The organism is Methylomicrobium album BG8 (genome assembly GCF_000214275.2).
Classification (GTDB): domain Bacteria; phylum Pseudomonadota; class Gammaproteobacteria; order Methylococcales; family Methylomonadaceae; genus Methylomicrobium; species Methylomicrobium agile.
The window spans coordinates 1,599,610-1,616,175 of sequence record NZ_CM001475.1; the positions used below are offsets into that span (position 1 = coordinate 1,599,610).

General features: G+C 56.3%; 14 protein-coding genes. 9 read left to right on the forward strand and 5 right to left on the reverse strand.

The window, feature by feature from the left end; all coding sequences use genetic code 11:
• The first annotated feature begins 10 nt into the window (after positions 1-10).
• The 4 genes from eno (at position 11) to ispF (ending at position 2,851) form a co-directional block, all read left to right on the forward strand.
• Positions 11-1,291, forward strand: a complete 1,281-nt coding sequence (gene eno / locus METAL_RS06945; protein ID WP_005370905.1) for a phosphopyruvate hydratase — start codon at positions 11-13, stop codon at positions 1,289-1,291.
• Positions 1,292-1,349: 58 nt separating this feature from the next.
• Positions 1,350-1,622 (forward strand): cell division protein FtsB, encoded by a 273-nt coding sequence (gene ftsB, locus METAL_RS06950; protein ID WP_005370906.1) that lies wholly within the window; start codon positions 1,350-1,352, stop codon positions 1,620-1,622.
• A gap of 63 nt (positions 1,623-1,685) precedes the next feature.
• On the forward strand, positions 1,686-2,378 hold the full coding sequence (gene ispD / locus METAL_RS06955) for a 2-C-methyl-D-erythritol 4-phosphate cytidylyltransferase (RefSeq protein WP_005370907.1): 693 nt from the start codon (positions 1,686-1,688) through the stop codon (positions 2,376-2,378).
• On the forward strand, positions 2,375-2,851 hold the full coding sequence (gene ispF / locus METAL_RS06960) for a 2-C-methyl-D-erythritol 2,4-cyclodiphosphate synthase (RefSeq protein WP_005370908.1): 477 nt from the start codon (positions 2,375-2,377) through the stop codon (positions 2,849-2,851). The genes ispD and ispF overlap by 4 nt, the downstream gene beginning before the upstream one ends.
• A gap of 247 nt (positions 2,852-3,098) precedes the next feature.
• Here the strand turns inward: ispF and METAL_RS06965 are convergent, their stop codons facing one another.
• The 4 genes from METAL_RS06965 to amoA form a co-directional block, all read right to left on the reverse strand.
• Positions 3,099-4,328, reverse strand: coding sequence for an MFS transporter (locus METAL_RS06965; RefSeq protein WP_040578481.1), 1,230 nt, complete (start codon positions 4,326-4,328; stop codon positions 3,099-3,101).
• A gap of 7 nt (positions 4,329-4,335) precedes the next feature.
• Complete coding sequence (amoC, locus tag METAL_RS06970; RefSeq protein ID WP_005370914.1) at positions 4,336-5,109, reverse strand: bacterial ammonia monooxygenase, subunit AmoC; 774 nt, start codon at positions 5,107-5,109, stop codon at positions 4,336-4,338.
• Positions 5,110-5,222: 113 nt separating this feature from the next.
• Positions 5,223-6,446, reverse strand: a complete 1,224-nt coding sequence (amoB, locus tag METAL_RS06975) for a bacterial ammonia monooxygenase, subunit AmoB (RefSeq protein ID WP_005370915.1) — start codon at positions 6,444-6,446, stop codon at positions 5,223-5,225.
• Positions 6,447-6,460: 14 nt separating this feature from the next.
• On the reverse strand, positions 6,461-7,213 hold the full coding sequence (gene amoA / locus METAL_RS06980; protein ID WP_005370916.1) for a bacterial ammonia monooxygenase, subunit AmoA: 753 nt from the start codon (positions 7,211-7,213) through the stop codon (positions 6,461-6,463).
• Positions 7,214-7,499: 286 nt separating this feature from the next.
• Here amoA and METAL_RS06985 point away from each other — a divergent pair, with 286 nt between their 5' ends.
• Positions 7,500-8,423, forward strand: a complete 924-nt coding sequence (locus tag METAL_RS06985; protein WP_005370918.1) for a LysR family transcriptional regulator — start codon at positions 7,500-7,502, stop codon at positions 8,421-8,423.
• 7 nt (positions 8,424-8,430) lie between these two features.
• On the opposite strand, the gene METAL_RS06990 is transcribed toward METAL_RS06985, so the two are convergent.
• Complete coding sequence (locus METAL_RS06990; protein ID WP_005370919.1) at positions 8,431-9,531, reverse strand: L-dopachrome tautomerase-related protein; 1,101 nt, start codon at positions 9,529-9,531, stop codon at positions 8,431-8,433.
• A gap of 632 nt (positions 9,532-10,163) precedes the next feature.
• Between METAL_RS06990 and rlmH the strand changes: the two genes are divergently transcribed.
• From rlmH to METAL_RS07010, 4 genes are all read left to right on the forward strand, one after another.
• Positions 10,164-10,634 (forward strand): 23S rRNA (pseudouridine(1915)-N(3))-methyltransferase RlmH, encoded by a 471-nt coding sequence (gene rlmH, locus METAL_RS06995; RefSeq protein ID WP_005370921.1) that lies wholly within the window; start codon positions 10,164-10,166, stop codon positions 10,632-10,634.
• Positions 10,631-11,212 carry a Maf family protein gene (locus METAL_RS07000; protein ID WP_005370923.1) on the forward strand — a complete coding sequence of 194 codons (582 nt, stop codon included), beginning with the start codon at positions 10,631-10,633 and terminating at the stop codon, positions 11,210-11,212. The genes rlmH and METAL_RS07000 overlap by 4 nt, the downstream gene beginning before the upstream one ends.
• Positions 11,205-12,659, forward strand: a complete 1,455-nt coding sequence (gene rng / locus METAL_RS07005) for a ribonuclease G (RefSeq protein ID WP_005370925.1) — start codon at positions 11,205-11,207, stop codon at positions 12,657-12,659. Before METAL_RS07000 ends, rng begins: the two co-directional genes overlap by 8 nt.
• A 76-nt stretch (positions 12,660-12,735) precedes the next feature.
• Positions 12,736-16,554 carry a YhdP family protein gene (locus METAL_RS07010; RefSeq protein ID WP_005370927.1) on the forward strand — a complete coding sequence of 1,273 codons (3,819 nt, stop codon included), beginning with the start codon at positions 12,736-12,738 and terminating at the stop codon, positions 16,552-16,554.
• Positions 16,555-16,566: the final 12 nt, after the last annotated feature.

The window sequence follows — 16,566 nt, forward strand, 5'->3', positions numbered from 1 at the left end:
GGAAACATTAATGGCTGCAATAGTAGATATTCGTGCAAGAGAAGTTCTGGATTCGCGCGGCAACCCGACCGTCGAAGCCGATGTGGTACTGGCGTCCGGCGTGGTCGGCAGCGCGATGGTGCCGTCCGGGGCATCGACCGGCGAACGTGAAGCGATCGAACTGCGCGACGGCGACAAATCCCGCTATCTCGGCAAAGGCGTGTTGAAAGCCGTCGAGAACGTCAAGACCGAAATCCGCGGCGCGATCATCGGCATGGACGCGGCCGATCAGGAAGGCATCGACAACAAGATGCTCGCACTGGACGGCACCGAATCGAAGTCGCGTCTGGGCGCGAACGCATTGCTGGCGGTCTCGATGGCGGCGGCGCACGCGGCGGCGCAGGAAAGCAAGCAGCCGCTGTACCGTTATCTGAACAAGTCCGGCGAATTCGTGATGCCGGTGCCGATGATGAACATCATCAACGGCGGCTCGCATGCGGACAACAGCGTCGATCTGCAGGAGTTCATGATTTTGCCGGTCGGCGCGCCGACTTTCCGCGAAGCGATCCGCTACGGCGCGGAAGTGTTCCACAATCTGGCCAAAGTATTGAAATCGAAAGGTTTGGCGACCACGGTCGGCGACGAAGGCGGTTTCGCGCCCAACCTGTCATCCAACGAAGAAGCGATCGGCGTGATCCTGCAGGCCATCGAACAGGCCGGCTTCAAACCGGGTGTCGACATTTACCTGGGCCTGGATGCGGCCGCGTCCGAATATTACAGCGACGGCGTCTACGATCTGGCGTCCGAGAACAAGCAGTACACGTCGGCGCAAATGGCCGACTTCTTCGTCGATTGGGTCAACAAATATCCGATTATCAGCATCGAAGACGGTTTCGACGAAAACGATTGGGACGGTTGGAAACTGATGACCGAAAAACTCGGCGGCCGCATCCAACTGGTCGGCGACGATTTGTTCGTAACCAATCCGAAGATTCTGGCCAGAGGCATCGAGCGGAGCATCGCCAATTCGATCCTGATCAAGGTGAATCAGATCGGCACGTTGACCGAAACGCTGGCCGCGATCGACATGGCGAAAAAAGCCGGTTACTCGGCGGTCGTTTCGCACCGTTCCGGCGAGACCGAAGACACTACGATCGCGGATCTGGTCGTTGCGACCGGCACCGGCCAGATCAAGACCGGATCGCTCAGCCGCTCCGACCGTGTCGCCAAGTACAACCGCCTGATGAAGATCGAGGAAGAGCTGGGCGGCGTGGCGCGCTATGCCGGCCGTAGCGCATTCAAGTCGCTCTAAATCCTGGAAACGGGGCGCAGGCCGGCATGTTTGCCGGCCTGCGCCCTGAACGGACGTCATGAAATTTCTCGTTGCGGTCATCATTCTGCTGATCCTCCACTTTCAATACCGCCTGTGGCTCGGCGACGGCAGTCTGAAGGAAACGCGCGCCTATCAACAACAGCTGGCGGAACTGAAGAAGCTGGCCGAGGAAAAACGCCAGCGCAACGAGAAACTTTATGCGGAAGTCAGGGACCTGCACAAAGGCCAGGAAGCGATCGAGGAACGCGCCCGCGACGAATTGGGCATGATTCGCGAAGACGAGACTTTTTTTCAGGTAATCGAAAAATAATCCCTAACATCCATTGGGTTGAATGCGTTTTGACGCGATTCCCCTGCTGATCAATCCTGTTTGATGACCGAGTCAATCCAATTCTGGGCCGTCGTGCCGGCGGCCGGCGTCGGCAAGCGCATGCAGTCCGACCGTCCCAAACAATATCTCGAACTGGCCGGAAAGACCGTGATCGAGCGGACCCTGAACCGCTTGCTGGAGGCGGGCGTGTTCGGTGCGGTCGCGGTGGCCGTTTCGACCGAGGATCCCTACTGGCCCGAATTGGAAGTATCGAGGCATCCAAGCGTGATCACCGCGCCCGGCGGCAAGGAACGGGCCGATTCGGTGCTGTCCGCGTTGAAATCCCTGCACGGCCAAGCCGATGACGGCGACTGGGTGCTGGTGCATGATGCCGCTCGCCCCTGTATCACGTCGGAAGATATCCGTAAACTGATCGATACCCTGGCCGATGATCCGATCGGCGGGATTCTGGCGCTGTCTTCGCACGATACCTTGAAGGATGTGCAGGGAAGCTCAATCGTCGGAACGCTCGACCGCCGCCATATCTGGCGCGCGTTGACCCCGCAGATGTTCCGCTACGGCATGTTGAAGGCTGCGTTGACCGAAGCGGAAGGCAACCCGGCAATCACCGACGAGGCCAGTGCGCTTGAGCTGAAAGGCTTCAAGCCGAAAATCGTCGAAGGACGAGCCGACAACATCAAAATTACCCGGCCCGAAGATCTGGCGCTGGCAATGTTTTATCTGGAGCAACAATGATCAGAGTAGGGCAAGGCTACGACGTGCATCGCTTCAACGAGGGCGACCATATCATTCTGGGCGGAGTCACGATTCCTTACGAAAAAGGGCTGGAAGCCCATTCGGACGGCGACGTGGTGCTGCACGCGCTGGCCGATGCATTGTTGGGCGCAGCCGCGCTGGGCGATATCGGCAAACATTTTCCGGACACCGATCCGAAATTCAAAGGCGCCGATAGCCGAGTATTGCTGCGCCATGTTTACGGCGTCGTTCGTGATAGGGGCTATACCCTGGTCAATGCCGACGTCACGATCATCGCGCAAGCCCCGAAAATGGCTCCCCATATCGCCGCGATGTGCCGGAATATTGCCGACGCTTTACAAGCCGAGATTGATTGCATCAATGTGAAGGCGACTACGACCGAAAAACTCGGCTTCGAAGGCCGTAAGGAAGGAATTGCGGTGCAGGCGGTGGTGTTGGTAGAAAAAAAATAGGAGTATTCAGGAGTGGATGTTGAATGGCAAATTAGCAATTGATTCGTAATTTGGAATTGCATGTCATCAGAACCGCTGCCTAAAAGTCACTTTTTTATCGCTTGCTAGAAAAAGTTGAGCAGCAGTCATCGACCCAAAACTCGTCGCTAACTATTTTTCCTCTCAACCGTCTGCTTTTCTCCCCTTATCCGACTGAAGCAGTGACCGATTTGTCGCCGGATATTTTCCTAAAACGCCGAATCTCAATTTATTTGCGAATTCTAACAACCATGAGCACTGCTAATAAGGCAAACAGGCCTGAGCAAAGAAAGGCCAGATGATAATTGCCCAGCCGGCTATGCAGGTAGCCGGCTGAGTACGAAGCCAATGCGGCGCCCGCTTGATGGGCACAGCAGATCCAACCGAATACGACGCCGACGTTATTTTTGCCGAACAAATCGGCGGTCAGCGCCGAGGTTGCGGGTACCGTGGAGAGCCAGTTCAAACCATAAACCATCGAAAACAGTAGCATTTGTTCAATAGACTCCACGAAGAGCAGCCCCATTAGCGACAGACCGCGCAAGCCATAATAAATGGCCAATAATTTGCTTTTGTCAAAACGGTCGCAAAGCCAGCCGGATAAGATGGTGCCCACAATGTCAGTCGCACCCATCAAGCCCAGTGATACCGCCATCCCCATTTCTGTAAATCCATGCTCGATACCGTGCGGAATCAGATGGGTTTGGAATAGACCGGATGTAGTGAAGCCGCAAATGGCGAAACTGCCTGCCAACAACCAAAACTGGGATTGACGTATCGCTTTGCGCATTGGCCTGGGATCGGCCGGCACGTGCTTTATCTCATTGCCGGCATTACCGTATGGACGACACCTTTTCAGGATAGGTTCGTCAGCGAGCCAATAGGCCGAGAGCGGCAACACCAATAACCCTAACAGTCCAGCCAATAGCAGAAGAGTCGGTCTCCAGCCGAAATCCATGTTGATCTGCATCAGCAGCGGTGTGAAAACCAGTTGGCCCGATGAAAACGCCGCGCCGAGCACGCCGAGCGCCAATCCCCGGTGCTCAGTAAACCAGCGGTTGATCAAGGCCGAACCCAGCACGATTGACGTCCCTCCGGAGCCGATGCCGGCCATGACTCCCCACAGCAGATACCACTGCCATAGTTCACTGGCCATGGTGCAGGCCCCGGCAGCGAGCGCCAGCAGCGCAATGCTGACCAAACATACGCGTTTGGGTCCATAGAGATCCATCCAGCGGCCCAGCCATGGCCCGGAGATTCCGAATAGCAGCAGATTCAACGCCGCGGCGCCGCTGATCGTGTCTCGGGTCCAGCCGAACTCGTGTTCTAGCGCCAGCATTAGGATGCCTGGCAATGACCGGAGCGCGGCGGCGAAAAACAGACACGCAAAGGTCACTGCCAATACGATCCAGGCATAGTGCAACCGCTGGGGCGCGGAATCTATTCTGTTTATGTTCATCCCGGCGTTATTCCGCATCCTCAATCTTATCCAATAAGTCGATTAAGCGGGTGACGCCCTGGAGAAGAATGCCGCCCACCCCCAGGGCAAACCAGACGCCGATCACAAAGCCCCAGTGAATCGGCGCGGCGAAGAATTCTTCGCGAAACCAGAAGGTATGTCCCCATTCGTTGAAGCCGACGCTGACCAGGATCATAAACGGGCCGAACACGGCCAAGGTTAACGGTAGGGAAATGCCTTGCGCATACAGGGGAAGCCGCGTTCTGGCATAAAGCCAGGCACAGCCGCCAAGAATCACATACAACGGAAAATTGAAATAAAACTCGATGATGTGATTGGCGGTGAACGGCGTATCGCGAATCGCGACCTGATGCCAGGAATTGTCCTGTTCGGCAAAATAACTGCCGGCCCAATACACGGCGAAGGTATAGATGCTGATCCACATCGTCAGCGTGAAATAGCGGCGAATCTCTTCCTTAGGCGATAGCTTGTCCAGCTGCCGATCGCGCGTAAGCCATAAATAAGACCACAGGCCGGTCATTACCACCGCGATGACCGCCAGTTCAATATAAAACAACCGCATCCAGTATTGCTCGAACGCCGGCTCGGTCGAATCGAGCCCTGCCGAGACCGCAAAAGCGCCCTGGTACAGACGCAAGCCGATATACATGACGGTTAGCACGCCGAAGGTTTTCAGGTATCGTGGCAAATCCTGCAAATACCAGGGTAGACGGTTCCCGGTTGATGTGATAACGGGCATATTTTCTGATGTTGTAGCCATAAGGGTTCTCCTCTTGATGATATAGGGAGCTATCGTTCTGGCCGGTCAACGTCCCCACCTTGGAGAGCGCCATACGGAATGCCGCCAGGTCCGCTAGGTCTCCTAATGAATGATTAAAACTTCGGTATCACGGCGGCGGATACACTCGAGATGTAACGCTCGCCGCTTTCGCTATCGTAAAGAAACAGCAGGCCACCGACGCGGCTGTCCGCATCGTTGATCAGGCCATCCAGCTTCTCGGTTTCCCATAAGGCGTCTTGCGCTGTTACGGAGATCGTTCGCTCTTCACCCGGTCGAATCGGCGTATTATCATCCAGCCTCAAAGTTGCCTCGATCGTCGAAACCTGGGAGGCGGCCGGCAACTCGGGATTGATAAAGCTGACGTTCGCGGTATTGAATTCGCCGAGCTGAACCGGCTTATCGCTGCGGTTATTGACCCTGACGGTAAAGATCATCATCCGCTTCGCTATGATATATTCGGCTTTGACCGCTTCTGCATCGACCTGGCCCGCATTGACCTGGGCGGACAGCGGCAATACCTGGTCCAGAGACGCCTGCAGGGGAATCGCGTTCGGGTAGCGATTGACCGTGACCGCGTTGATGGCGAGTACAGCCACGGGCACTGCCGCCAGCACGACCTTGGCAATCAAGCGATCATTAACTGTGATCAGTTCATCTTCCATGCCGGCCTGCAACATCCGGTAACGGGAGATAAACAGCGGCCGGCGTACCCACCAAAGCAGCCAGGCTGTCGCCAGCACGCCCCAAAACAGGTGCCACCCGATACCATTGAAGAGACCGACGCTTTCCATATCGACGATTTCGCCATTCAATGTTCTGACTTCGTTGCTAAAATCGCCGGCATTCCCGGAAATATCGAGCCAAGCGCCCGGACCCATTACCTGACCTGCATCCTTCAAATTGAAGAACGGATGGATGTGGTAGCGTCCCGGCAGACGGCCTTTCAACACGATCTTGAATTCATAATCGCCGCCCGGTTGCAGCGCCACCGAGTTGACCCACGGCTTGCCGTTCAACCAACGCTCGGTACGGATCAACACCGGCCCCGGCGTCGATACATTTAAAAACGCCGCATCCGGCTTCGGCACGCTGACCGGCCAGTCTTCGGCGACATGAAAACGGCCGCTTACGGTTACTTCCTCGTTGACCTTGAATTGTTGTTTGGACCAGGCCACGTCATACCATTGGATCGTGCGCATCCGGATGAACGGTTCCAGAGCTTTCTCACCGTGGGCGAGAGCGGTTTGTACTGGCCCGCCTAAACCTATGATAATCAATCCGATGGTGTAAACCCATTTTGTAATTCTGATTTTCATCTTGCTATCTCCGATCAGATTTTGTTCAGGTAACGGGTTGTCGCAAACCACTTGCCGATGTACCACCACAAGGCATACATTAGCGTGCACAGCAGCGCCGAACAGAAGGCGGCCAGAGGCGCCGCGTATTGGCCATAAGTGCGGAGCGTGCCGCGCTCGATAATGCGCAGGTATTCCGGCATTCCGGTTCGGATGTATTGAAAACCGAATAAATCGGCGAGGGTCAGTTGGGCATTCGCATACTCGACAGGCATGTGAAACAGCGCGAAAATCGGCCAGTTGCTCGGATAAAATAGCAAGGCGAAGGCGCTGCCGCCGATGATGGCGGTAATTGTGAAACTGTTGCTCAGCATCAGAATCGCGTCGAGCACCAGCGCGCCGGGCAGCATCGTTGCCGGCAGCACCATGTTGACCGGAAAATAATTCCAGTAGTGATAGGCAAAGATCCGGGTGACCCAGGTGCCGATTAATAAGGCGGCGACGCACAAGGTCGCGCCGAGCGGCAGCCGGAACTTATCCCACAGCACCGCCTGCACCGCCGCCGGAAACGTGATGCCCATCAGCGGCGTGACCAACGGCCACCACTGCCGGTCCTTCCAGTCCACCCAGAAATCCCAGTCGCCGACGGTCAGTGCGAAATGCAGATGGAACGAGCCGATAAAAAGAAACAGGGCCAGGACCAGAATCAGATAATCGTAAGCCCTGACAAGCCTGGCTTTTTCGCCCGAATAGGGCTTGATTGATTGCGTAGTAATAGGTAGCGACATATTCACATCTCCTAGGATGAAATGAAAAAAGGTGCGCATTGTCCAGCCGCCGAGGATCACTTAAATGAGGGGAAAGCGGATACTTGAATCGGCCAACAACACGCTGGGGAGATAGATTAAATACTTCGAGTCGGCTTGTTAAATGGTGAAAATTCATGCCGCCATTGAGCAAATTCATTACCGGGAACCCGGTGATTTTTCGCTATCATGAGGACCTACGTACAGCTCCGCGCCGGCGTAGTACCATGGAAAAATGCAGCTTTTATCGCGGCAGGGATACTTTTTTATGACTTCGCTAAGAAATTTCGATCTGAATCTGCTGGTGGCCTTCGATGTGCTGATGGAAGAATTGAACGTGACACGCGCCGCGGAACGGATGTTCGTTACCCAATCGGCGATGAGCCATATTCTGCACCGGCTGCGCCAGCAACTGGACGATCCGCTGCTGATCAAAACGCCAAGCGGCATGAAGCCGACGCCGAGGGCATTGGCTTTGATAGACCCGGTCAAGGAAGTTTTGAAAGAAGTAGAGCATTTGATTCGGTTGCCGGCGGCGTTCGATCCGCTGACCAGCCAGCGCCGATTCGTACTGGCTGCGACCGACTACATGGAACTTCTGATGTTGCCAGCGCTATCCGAACGGATCAGCCGCCTCGCGCCCGGCATTGCAGTCCAGGTCAAACGCACCGAAGCCTCGTTTCCGACAGGAGCCCTCGAAAACGGCAGCCTGGACGTGGTGCTCGGATTTGAATCGGTGTTGAATCCGCCTTCCCATCTGCATCGTCAGACTTTGTTCAGCGATCGCATGGCCTGTCTGGCCCGAAAGGGGCATCCGATGTTAGAAGACGGTTTGTCACTAACCGATTATGTCGCATTGCCGCATATGCTGATTTCGCGGACCGGCAGCCCGGTTGGACTGATTGATCAGAAATTGCAGGAAATGGGCATGGAGCGGCGCATTCAATTGATCGTGCCGCATTTTCTATCGGCGCCGCTGATCGTCGCGCAAACCGACATGGTCCTGTCGCTGCCGCAGCGGACCGCCAAACAGTTCACCCGCTTTGCGGCGCTCGACATCTTTCCGGTCCCGGTCGATCTGCCGGACTATGACCTGACGATGATTTGGCATCCGCTCTGCGACAAGGACCCAGCGCTGGTCTGGCTGCGCGGGCTCCTTACTGACATCGGCCAGACCTTTGCCGCCCTATGAGGTTGGCTTAGCGCCCCGGCAGACCGGGGGCGAGCGGTTTGACTTGCAGCAGATAATAAGGAAGCTTCGATGCCGATTCGCCGCCGTTCAGCACAGCTGATTGATGCAGCCGGTTGACTACCGCGTACAAACGGCCCTCCGGTCCGAAGCTGAAGGAATCGACCCAGGACAAGCGCGGGCACTGGGCAAGCCGCCGGTAAGTCCGATCCGGCGCAATGACGCCGATCGCGTTTTCGGCCAATTCGCCGAGATAGATGTTATTCGCTTGGTCGATTGTGATGCCGTCCGAAATCGGTTTATCGCTATAGCGTTCCACCCGCTTTGCCAGCGTCTGCGCATCGAGACTTTCATCGGTCAGATCGGCCGCCTTGATCCGGTACAGGCCATGCCCGTGCATCGGGCCATAATAGACCCATTCGTTGTTCAGGTCTTCCGTGATCGGATTGACGCCGATATGCGGTCTGACCAAACGCCCTGACGCTTCCCTGACCTGAACCGGTTTTCCGTCGATAATCAGATCGACGTTTTCCGGAAGCACGCTGGGATGGCCTTGCAGCACCCGTCGCGCAGAACCTGTTGTTATATTTACGACAATCAATGCCGCATCGCTGCCGCCGGCCGGATCACTGATATAAATATGTTGGTGGCGCAGGTCGACCACAAAATCATTCACGAAAGCGTGTTCACCGGTTAATGGAAGGGGCAAATAAATGACGCGGTGCAATCGATCGGTACGGCTATTCCAGCCGACCAATTTCGGCGTGGCCTTGCCGCGCATGCCGTTATCAAGCATCCAGACAATGCCGTTTTTGTCCGAACGGATGCCCAGAACCGAATCGAGCTTCAATGCCGATCGCGAGATAAAAGCACTTAATGCTGGTGAAGGAAACGGCGTCAACGCATGATTCGGCTGCACTTCAACAACAGAGAACTCGGGCGCGTAAAACTGATGCAGGCTCATGATGATGCGTCCCTCCTGCGTCACGGTGACATTGCCCGGCCCCTGGTCCAGGTTGGCCAGAACCTCGAAATTCGAATTACCTCCAGCACCTGCTCGCCAAGCTACTCCCAAAAGTAAGATAGCGCTAAATTTGACTAAACGATTCATTTTTTATACCTCATTGTTGGTTATGTTCCAATACACCATACTAGAGCGCTACCCAGGTGTTAAATGATGTTTACTCATGCTGCCATTCACAAAATTTATGAATCGAGGATGCCCATTGAATTGATTGTTGAAGGGAAGAAAAAACGATAATTTTATTAATGGCTGCTTAGGATTCGGCCGCAATTAACTTCCCTGCATACGTTGCAGACCTGCCAGGTTTTTAAAACCTGGCAGGTCTTTGGCCGGGCAGTTATTCGGAGCCGAATCCTTAGTAACATAGAGCCGACTTTTTGCTGAAGCCATTTCGGAATCTTTAAATGTCTCAAATTGGCCGAGTGCTGCCTGTGATCTTCTGGAAGCAATACCGAGCACGGTATTTCAACAATGAATGAAATTTCTGTCTCAGCCAAACTTTAACTTTTCAACACCCAATTCCGAATACCCTTTTTCATTTGACTCCCCAAGCATTTAAGATCGCATCAATCTGGCTGTAAAATAGTGTGTCTCAATCAATTTATCCAGCCACCATAATCCGTTGTAACATCAATGTGCCGAATTGAGCCCTCTGCCGGAACTACTGCAATTGCACGCTCCGCATTGCAACAAGCGCCGCTTCTCGGTATCCTGCTCCGATGCAAATACATCTGATCTCGATAGGAAACCGCATGCCCGCATGGGTGCAGCAAGGTTACGACGAATATGCGAAGCGGCTGCCGCGGGAATGCGAGTTGATTTTAAAGGAAATTAATCCGGGCAACCGGGGCAAAAATTGTGATGTCGCCCGGATCGTGAAGGACGAAGGCGACCGGATGCTGGCTGCGATTCCGGCGAATTGCCATCCGGTTACGCTTGATCTGGCAGGCAAGCCCTGGTCCACTCCCGAGCTTTCCACGGCGTTGAAACGCTGGCTCGAAAGCGGCCAGAACCTCGCTTTATTGATCGGAGGGCCGGAAGGCTTGGCCGAGGCGGTTAAAAAAACGGCTCGCGAATCCTGGTGTTTGTCGAATCTGACCTTCCCGCACCCTTTAGTACGTATCGTCGTGGCCGAGCAGCTTTACCGCGCCTGGAGTATTTTGACCCACCATCCTTATCATCGCGGATGAAAGCCCGGATCATTCTTGCCTCGGCCTCGCCCCGTCGGCGTGAATTGCTGGATCAGATCGGTATGACTTACGAGATTTGGCCGGTGCACATCGACGAGTCGCCTCGGTGCAATGAAGCACCCCATGACTACGTACGTAGGATTGCGGCCGAAAAGTCGGCGGCTTGTCATGCGCAAGCAGTGCATATGGGTTTGCCGGTCCTTGCCGCCGATACCACGGTCGTATTGGGCGGGCAGATTATGGGCAAACCGAAGGATAAGGAGGATGCCATCATGATGTTGCGCCGATTGTCGGGGAGAACGCATCAGGTTTACAGTGCGGTCTCGCTGCGCGGGAACGAACACGGCGAGGCGCTGAATGTGACCCATGTCACTTTCCGGGCGCTCAGCGAACGGGAAATATTGGCCTACTGGGCAACCTCAGAGCCGGCCGATAAGGCCGGAAGTTATGCGATCCAGGGACTCGGCAGTGTATTCGTGCAGTCGATCCGGGGCAGTTTTTCCGGCGTGGTCGGGCTGCCGTTGTTCGAAACGGCCGAACTTCTTTTACAACAAGGTATCCAGGTTTTGCATGAGTGAAGAAATTCTAATCAACGTGACGCCGCCGGAGACGCGCGTTGCTGTCATCGAAAACGGCATTTTGCAGGAACTCATCATCGAACGCACCCGCCAGCGCGGATTAGTGGGAAACATCTATAAAGGCGAAGTCTGCCGGGTGCTGCCCGGCATGCAGGCCGCCTTCGTCGATATCGGCCTGCCCAGGGCCGCGTTTTTGCACCTGTCCGACCTGTCCAGCAAAGAGCTCGAAAAAAAAGGCTCCGAAAACATCGAGCATTATCTTTACGAAGGCCAGCACATCGTCGTGCAGGTGGTGAAGGACCCGATCGGCAGCAAAGGGGCGAGGCTCACGACCGAAATCTCGATTCCGTCGCGCTATCAGGTCTATATGCCCTATGCGAACAATTCGGGCGTCTCGCACCGGATCGAATGCGAGGAAGAACGGGCACGCCTGAAAGCCTGCCTCGATGCGTTCCGCCAGGAGCACAATTGCGGCGGCTTCATCGCCAGGACCGCGGCCGAATGCGTCGAAGAGCCGGTATTGATCGCCGATATGACCTTTTTGCTGAAGCTCTGGGGGGCGATTTCTGCAAAGATTGCCGGCGCCAAGGCCAAGCAGTTCATTCACAAGGACCTGCCGCTCAGCATCCGCACGCTTCGCGATCTCTATAAGGAAGGCATCGATCGGGTACGGGTCGATTCGACCGAGACCTATCACCGGCTGGTCGAGTTTGCCGAAGTATTCGTGCCCGAGATCGTGCCGGTGATCGAGCATTACACCGGCGAATGCCCGGTATTCGAAATCTACAATGTCGAAAGCGAGATTCAAAAGGCGCTCGACCGCAAAGTCAAGCTGAAGTCCGGCGGTCATTTGGTGTTCGACCAGACCGAGGCGATGACGACGGTCGACGTGAACACCGGCGGTTATGTTTCGGGCCGCAATCTGGAAGAGACGATCTTCAAGACCAACCTCGAAGCGGCGCAGGCGATTTCCCGCCAGCTCCGGCTGCGCAACCTCGGCGGCATCATCATCATCGACTTCATCGACATGCAGAGCGACGAGCACAAGCGCCAGGTGCTGCAGGCGCTCGAACGCCATCTGGAGAAGGATCACGCGAAGACCAAGATCACCGAGGTGTCGGTGCTCGGACTGGTCGAAATGACCCGCAAGCGGACCCGGGAAAGCCTCGAACACATCCTTTGCGAGCCCTGCAAGGCGTGCGGCGGCCGCGGCGTCTTGAAAACGCCGGAGACGGTGTGTCTCGAAATCTTCCGCGAAATCATCCGCGAGGTCAGGCAATACAAGGTCAAACAGCTGCTCGTTCTGGCCTCGAACGAAGTGGTCGAAATGCTGCTCGACGAAGAGGCCGACATGCTGGCGGAACTCGAAGCGTTTCTCGGCGTGCAGATCAAGTTCCGCGCCGAGGCCGAGTACAATCAGGAGCAATACGATGTGGTGCTTTTGTAAGGCGAAAGGCGCCCGTCATCCTGCGAAAAAAGCTTCGATCCCAGCCTAGAGCATCCTTGGCTTTTCACCCGTTTTTATGATCCGCCATGTTAGCCGGGCTGCCCGGCATCTGCTTTTCTGGGGATTGATCGCCGCCGCTCTGGGCATGACCGGCGTGCGCCTGGCCTTGTCCGGCGTCGAAGGCTACAAGGCCCGGCTGGCGTCGCGGGTCGGCGTGATGGTCGGCGCTCCGGTCACGATCGGCCGGCTCGGCGCCCGGATGCGCGGCTTCAGTCCCGAGGTCGTGCTCAGCGATATCGGCATCGCCTCGATCGCGTCGGCCGAACGCAATGCGATCGAGCTGAGGGAAATCCGTTTGGGCATTCATCTGCTGAAGGCCGCTCTCAAAAGGGATCTGCTGGCCTCGTCCTGGGTGACGCTGGTCGGCGCGAAACTGACCGTCAAACGCAATGCCGACGGCAAATTGAGCATCGCCGGCCTGAGGGAAGGCGAGGGCGACCCGTTGTGGCTGCTCGAAACCGGCAAATACGAGGTGCTCGACAGCGACATTGCTTGGCAGGACGAGCAGAAACAGGGACGGCCGTTGACGTTCGAGTCCGTCGACATGGCGCTGATCAACGAGGGCGATCGCCATAGGTTGAACGTACTGATGCGGTTACCCGAAAAGTTTGGCGAAACGCTGCGGGTGTCGGTGGACTTCGCCGGCAATCTGTTCGATTTCAAAAACCTGCAAGGCCGCGCCTTTCTCGAAGGCCGCAACCTGAATTTGCCGGAATGGGTGACGCTCGATCTGCCGATGGCGATTACGGTGGCGTCCGGGCACGGCGATCTCAGGATCTGGAGCGACTGGCGGCAGACGCAGGCGGTGGCGGTTAACGCCCAGGCGGATATTCGCGGTTTGAGGTTGAACAGGCCCGGTACCGAACCCTTCGTCGCCGAACAACTGCAAAGCCGTTTCTATCTGGGGCTCAGCGAAAGGCAGTGGCAGCTTAACCTCAAGGAATTCGTACTGAAGACCCGCGAGCGCGACGAGATCAAAACCTGGCCCGATGCGGTACTCAGCATCAAAAATGCAGGCGGACAGGAAAAGGCCGCGCGGCGGATGGCGTTGTATGCCGAGCGCCTGGAACTGCAGGAAGCCGCTCTGTTGGGCCGTTTTCTGCTGCCGAAGGAAAATGCGGCGGCCAAGTCGCTGCGCGATTTCAATCCGAAAGGCGAACTGCGCGATTTTGCGCTGTTTGCGGATTTCGACCGACAAATCCTGTCGGTGAACGGCGGCTTCAACCAGGCGGGCTTCGCGGCGGTCGGTGCACTGCCCGGACTGGAGAATCTGTCCGGACGGATCCGGGGCAACCGGCAGCAGGGCGCGATCGAACTGGCCGGCGAAGATGCGGTATTCCATGCGCCGGGCCTGTTTCGCGAACCGCTCCCGCTCGATCGAGTAGCGGGGACTGTCCAATGGCGGCATACGGACGAAGGGCTGTCCATTGCCAGTCCGTTGCTGACGCTGGAGTCTCGTGGCATCAAGACGGACAGCCGCTTGCAGTTTTCCGTTCCGGACGAAGGCGGCGAGCCGTTTATCGATCTGCAGAGCCGGTTTTCTTGTTCCGACGTCAAAGTGATCAGCCGCTATTTGCCGGCCAAAAGCATCGCGTCCGGCGTGGTGGATTGGCTCGATCATGCGTTTGTGAAAGGCTCCATCCCGAAAGGCGGATTTCTGCTGTACGGCAATCCGGGGGATTTTCCGTTTACAGGCTCCGAAGGCGTCTTCGAAGTTCTCTTCGACGCGGAAAATGTGGAGCTTGCCTATCAATCGGGCTGGCCGAATCTGACCGGTGCGGCGGCCGAAGTCTTGTTTTACCGGCAGAGTCTGAATGTGGCTGTGCGGCAGGGGGCGTTTTACGGCGTAGCGGTGAAGCAGGGCGATGTCGTCATCCGGAGTCTGGAGGCCGCCGGTAAGCTGGCGATCAAAGGCGAGCTGGAGGGTGATATCGGCCAGGCGCTCGAATTCGTGCGGAACTCTCCCCTGGCCGAACGCACGAATGCGTTTTTGCGTATTGCGGCGCCGCAAGGGAAAGCCAAGTTCAACCTGAATTTGGAAATTCCTTTGGAAAACGGCGGCGGTTATCGGACCGATGTGGAAGCGCAGTTCAAGGATGCCGTGTTGGGGCTGAAGTCCCCCGCTTTGACATTGAAAAACCTGACCGGAAATCTCAAGTTCGACGGGAAAGGCGTCTATGGCGATAGTCTTACCGCCAGCTTTCTGGATCGTCCGGTCAAAATCAACCTCGACACGGACGGCTTTAAAACCGAAGTGCGTGCCGACGGGCGAGCCGGCATTGAAGCGCTCCGTATCAAACTCGATATGCCCTGGCTCGATTTCGCGCGGGGAGAGGCCGCTTACCGGCTTGCCTTGCGCCTGCCGCATACGGAGGGCAAGCCGACCTTGACAGCCCAATCCGATTTGAATGGGGTGCGGCTGGATTTGCCCGATATGCTGGCAAAACCGGCAAATCAACAGAAACCTTTGTCGATTGCTTTCGAGTTTGACGATCGGAATACGGCACTGGTCCAACTGCATTACGGCAACGATTTCAGCGCCGCGCTCAAAATCGGTTTGAACAAGCCGCATGTCGAGTCGGGCCATATCCTGTTGGGCGATGGCCGGGCCGAGCCGCGCAGCGAGCCCGGCCTGCTGCTTGAAATCCATCGCGACCGGCTGCAATTGCGGGACTGGATCCGGTTGACCGGCACCCCGTCCTCAGGCCAGAAAAGTAAATTCGATGTCGCGCAGATCAAGGTGCACGGCGGCCAGGGGCTTTGGGGGGAAACCGGCCTCGGGCGGTTCGACCTCGACTTGCGGCGATCGGATGCGTACTGGGAGGGCAGCATCGACACTGCCATTCTGAAAGGTCGGGTCAAGCTGCCGGCCGACTTGCAGGGGCCGGAGCGGATCGAGTTGAATCTGGATCGTCTGGATGTTTTCGCGCTGACCCGATTCAGGCTGGAAGATGAAGGCCGAGGGGAGGCGCGCGACTATTTTCCGCGGCTCTCGGTCCGCAGCGCCAAAACCTTTTGGAATGAAGCCGATCTGGGTCGGTTTGTGCTGGATACCGAACGGGTCGAAGACGGCCTGTCGTTCGACCGCTTCGAATTGCAGGGCAAAGACCAGAGACTGGCGTTGACCGGAAGCTGGAAAAGCGCCGGCGGCCGCTCTCAAACCCGTGCCAGGGGGCGTCTGGAGTTGGTCAAGGGAGGCTCCCTGTTCGCCCGTCTCGGCATCAACAAGGACTTGACCGAAACCAGCGGCGTGATCGATTTCGATCTGAATTGGCAGGCGCCGCCTTACCGTTTTGCGCTGGCCGATCTGGAGGGCGCTGCGGACGTCGATTTCAAGAGCGGGCGCATCCTGAGCATCGAACCCGGCTTCGGACGGGTGCTCGGAATTCTGGCGATGGCGCAGTGGTTCAAACGTCTCCAATTGGACTTTAGCGACGTGTATCAGGAAGGGCTGACTTTCAACAGCATTAAAGGCCGCTTTAATCTGGCCTACGGTAAGGCCGTCACCGACGATCTGGTAGTCGATGCCGTGCCGGCCAAAATTTCGATTGTCGGAGAAACCGATTTCGTGAACCGGACACTCGATCACGTGGTGACGGTGACGCCAAAAAGTGCCGATGCGGTGCCCATTGCTGGTACAATTATGGGCAAGTTTGCGGCCTTGATCGACAAAACGATCACCGGCACCGAGCATGAAGGCTTTTTTTTCGGCTCGCAATATCGGGTCAAAGGCAGCTGGGAAAACGCGGAGATTCTGACTTTGCATGAAAAGGAAGGTTTACTGCAGAAAACCTGGAGCGGAATTACCGACTTTCCGTCGCTGCTGCAAAAATGAAGACAATAACGA

Excerpts from the sequence above, each read along its gene's own strand:
- METAL_RS06965 (WP_040578481.1), bottom strand. The coding sequence starts at position 4,328 with ATGAACATAAACAGAATAGATTCCGCGCCCCAGCGGTTGCACTATGCC.
- rng (WP_005370925.1), top strand. The coding sequence starts at position 11,205 with ATGAGTGAAGAAATTCTAATCAACGTGACGCCGCCGGAGACGCGCGTT.
- ftsB (WP_005370906.1), top strand. The coding sequence starts at position 1,350 with ATGAAATTTCTCGTTGCGGTCATCATTCTGCTGATCCTCCACTTTCAA.
- rlmH (WP_005370921.1), top strand. The coding sequence starts at position 10,164 with ATGCAAATACATCTGATCTCGATAGGAAACCGCATGCCCGCATGGGTG.
- METAL_RS07000 (WP_005370923.1), top strand. The coding sequence starts at position 10,631 with ATGAAAGCCCGGATCATTCTTGCCTCGGCCTCGCCCCGTCGGCGTGAA.
- amoA (WP_005370916.1), bottom strand. The coding sequence starts at position 7,213 with ATGTCGCTACCTATTACTACGCAATCAATCAAGCCCTATTCGGGCGAA.
- METAL_RS06990 (WP_005370919.1), bottom strand. The coding sequence starts at position 9,531 with ATGAATCGTTTAGTCAAATTTAGCGCTATCTTACTTTTGGGAGTAGCT.
- eno (WP_005370905.1), top strand. The coding sequence starts at position 11 with ATGGCTGCAATAGTAGATATTCGTGCAAGAGAAGTTCTGGATTCGCGC.
- METAL_RS06985 (WP_005370918.1), top strand. The coding sequence starts at position 7,500 with ATGACTTCGCTAAGAAATTTCGATCTGAATCTGCTGGTGGCCTTCGAT.
- amoC (WP_005370914.1), bottom strand. The coding sequence starts at position 5,109 with ATGGCTACAACATCAGAAAATATGCCCGTTATCACATCAACCGGGAAC.
- amoB (WP_005370915.1), bottom strand. The coding sequence starts at position 6,446 with ATGAAAATCAGAATTACAAAATGGGTTTACACCATCGGATTGATTATC.
- METAL_RS07010 (WP_005370927.1), top strand. The coding sequence starts at position 12,736 with ATGATCCGCCATGTTAGCCGGGCTGCCCGGCATCTGCTTTTCTGGGGA.
- ispF (WP_005370908.1), top strand. The coding sequence starts at position 2,375 with ATGATCAGAGTAGGGCAAGGCTACGACGTGCATCGCTTCAACGAGGGC.
- ispD (WP_005370907.1), top strand. The coding sequence starts at position 1,686 with ATGACCGAGTCAATCCAATTCTGGGCCGTCGTGCCGGCGGCCGGCGTC.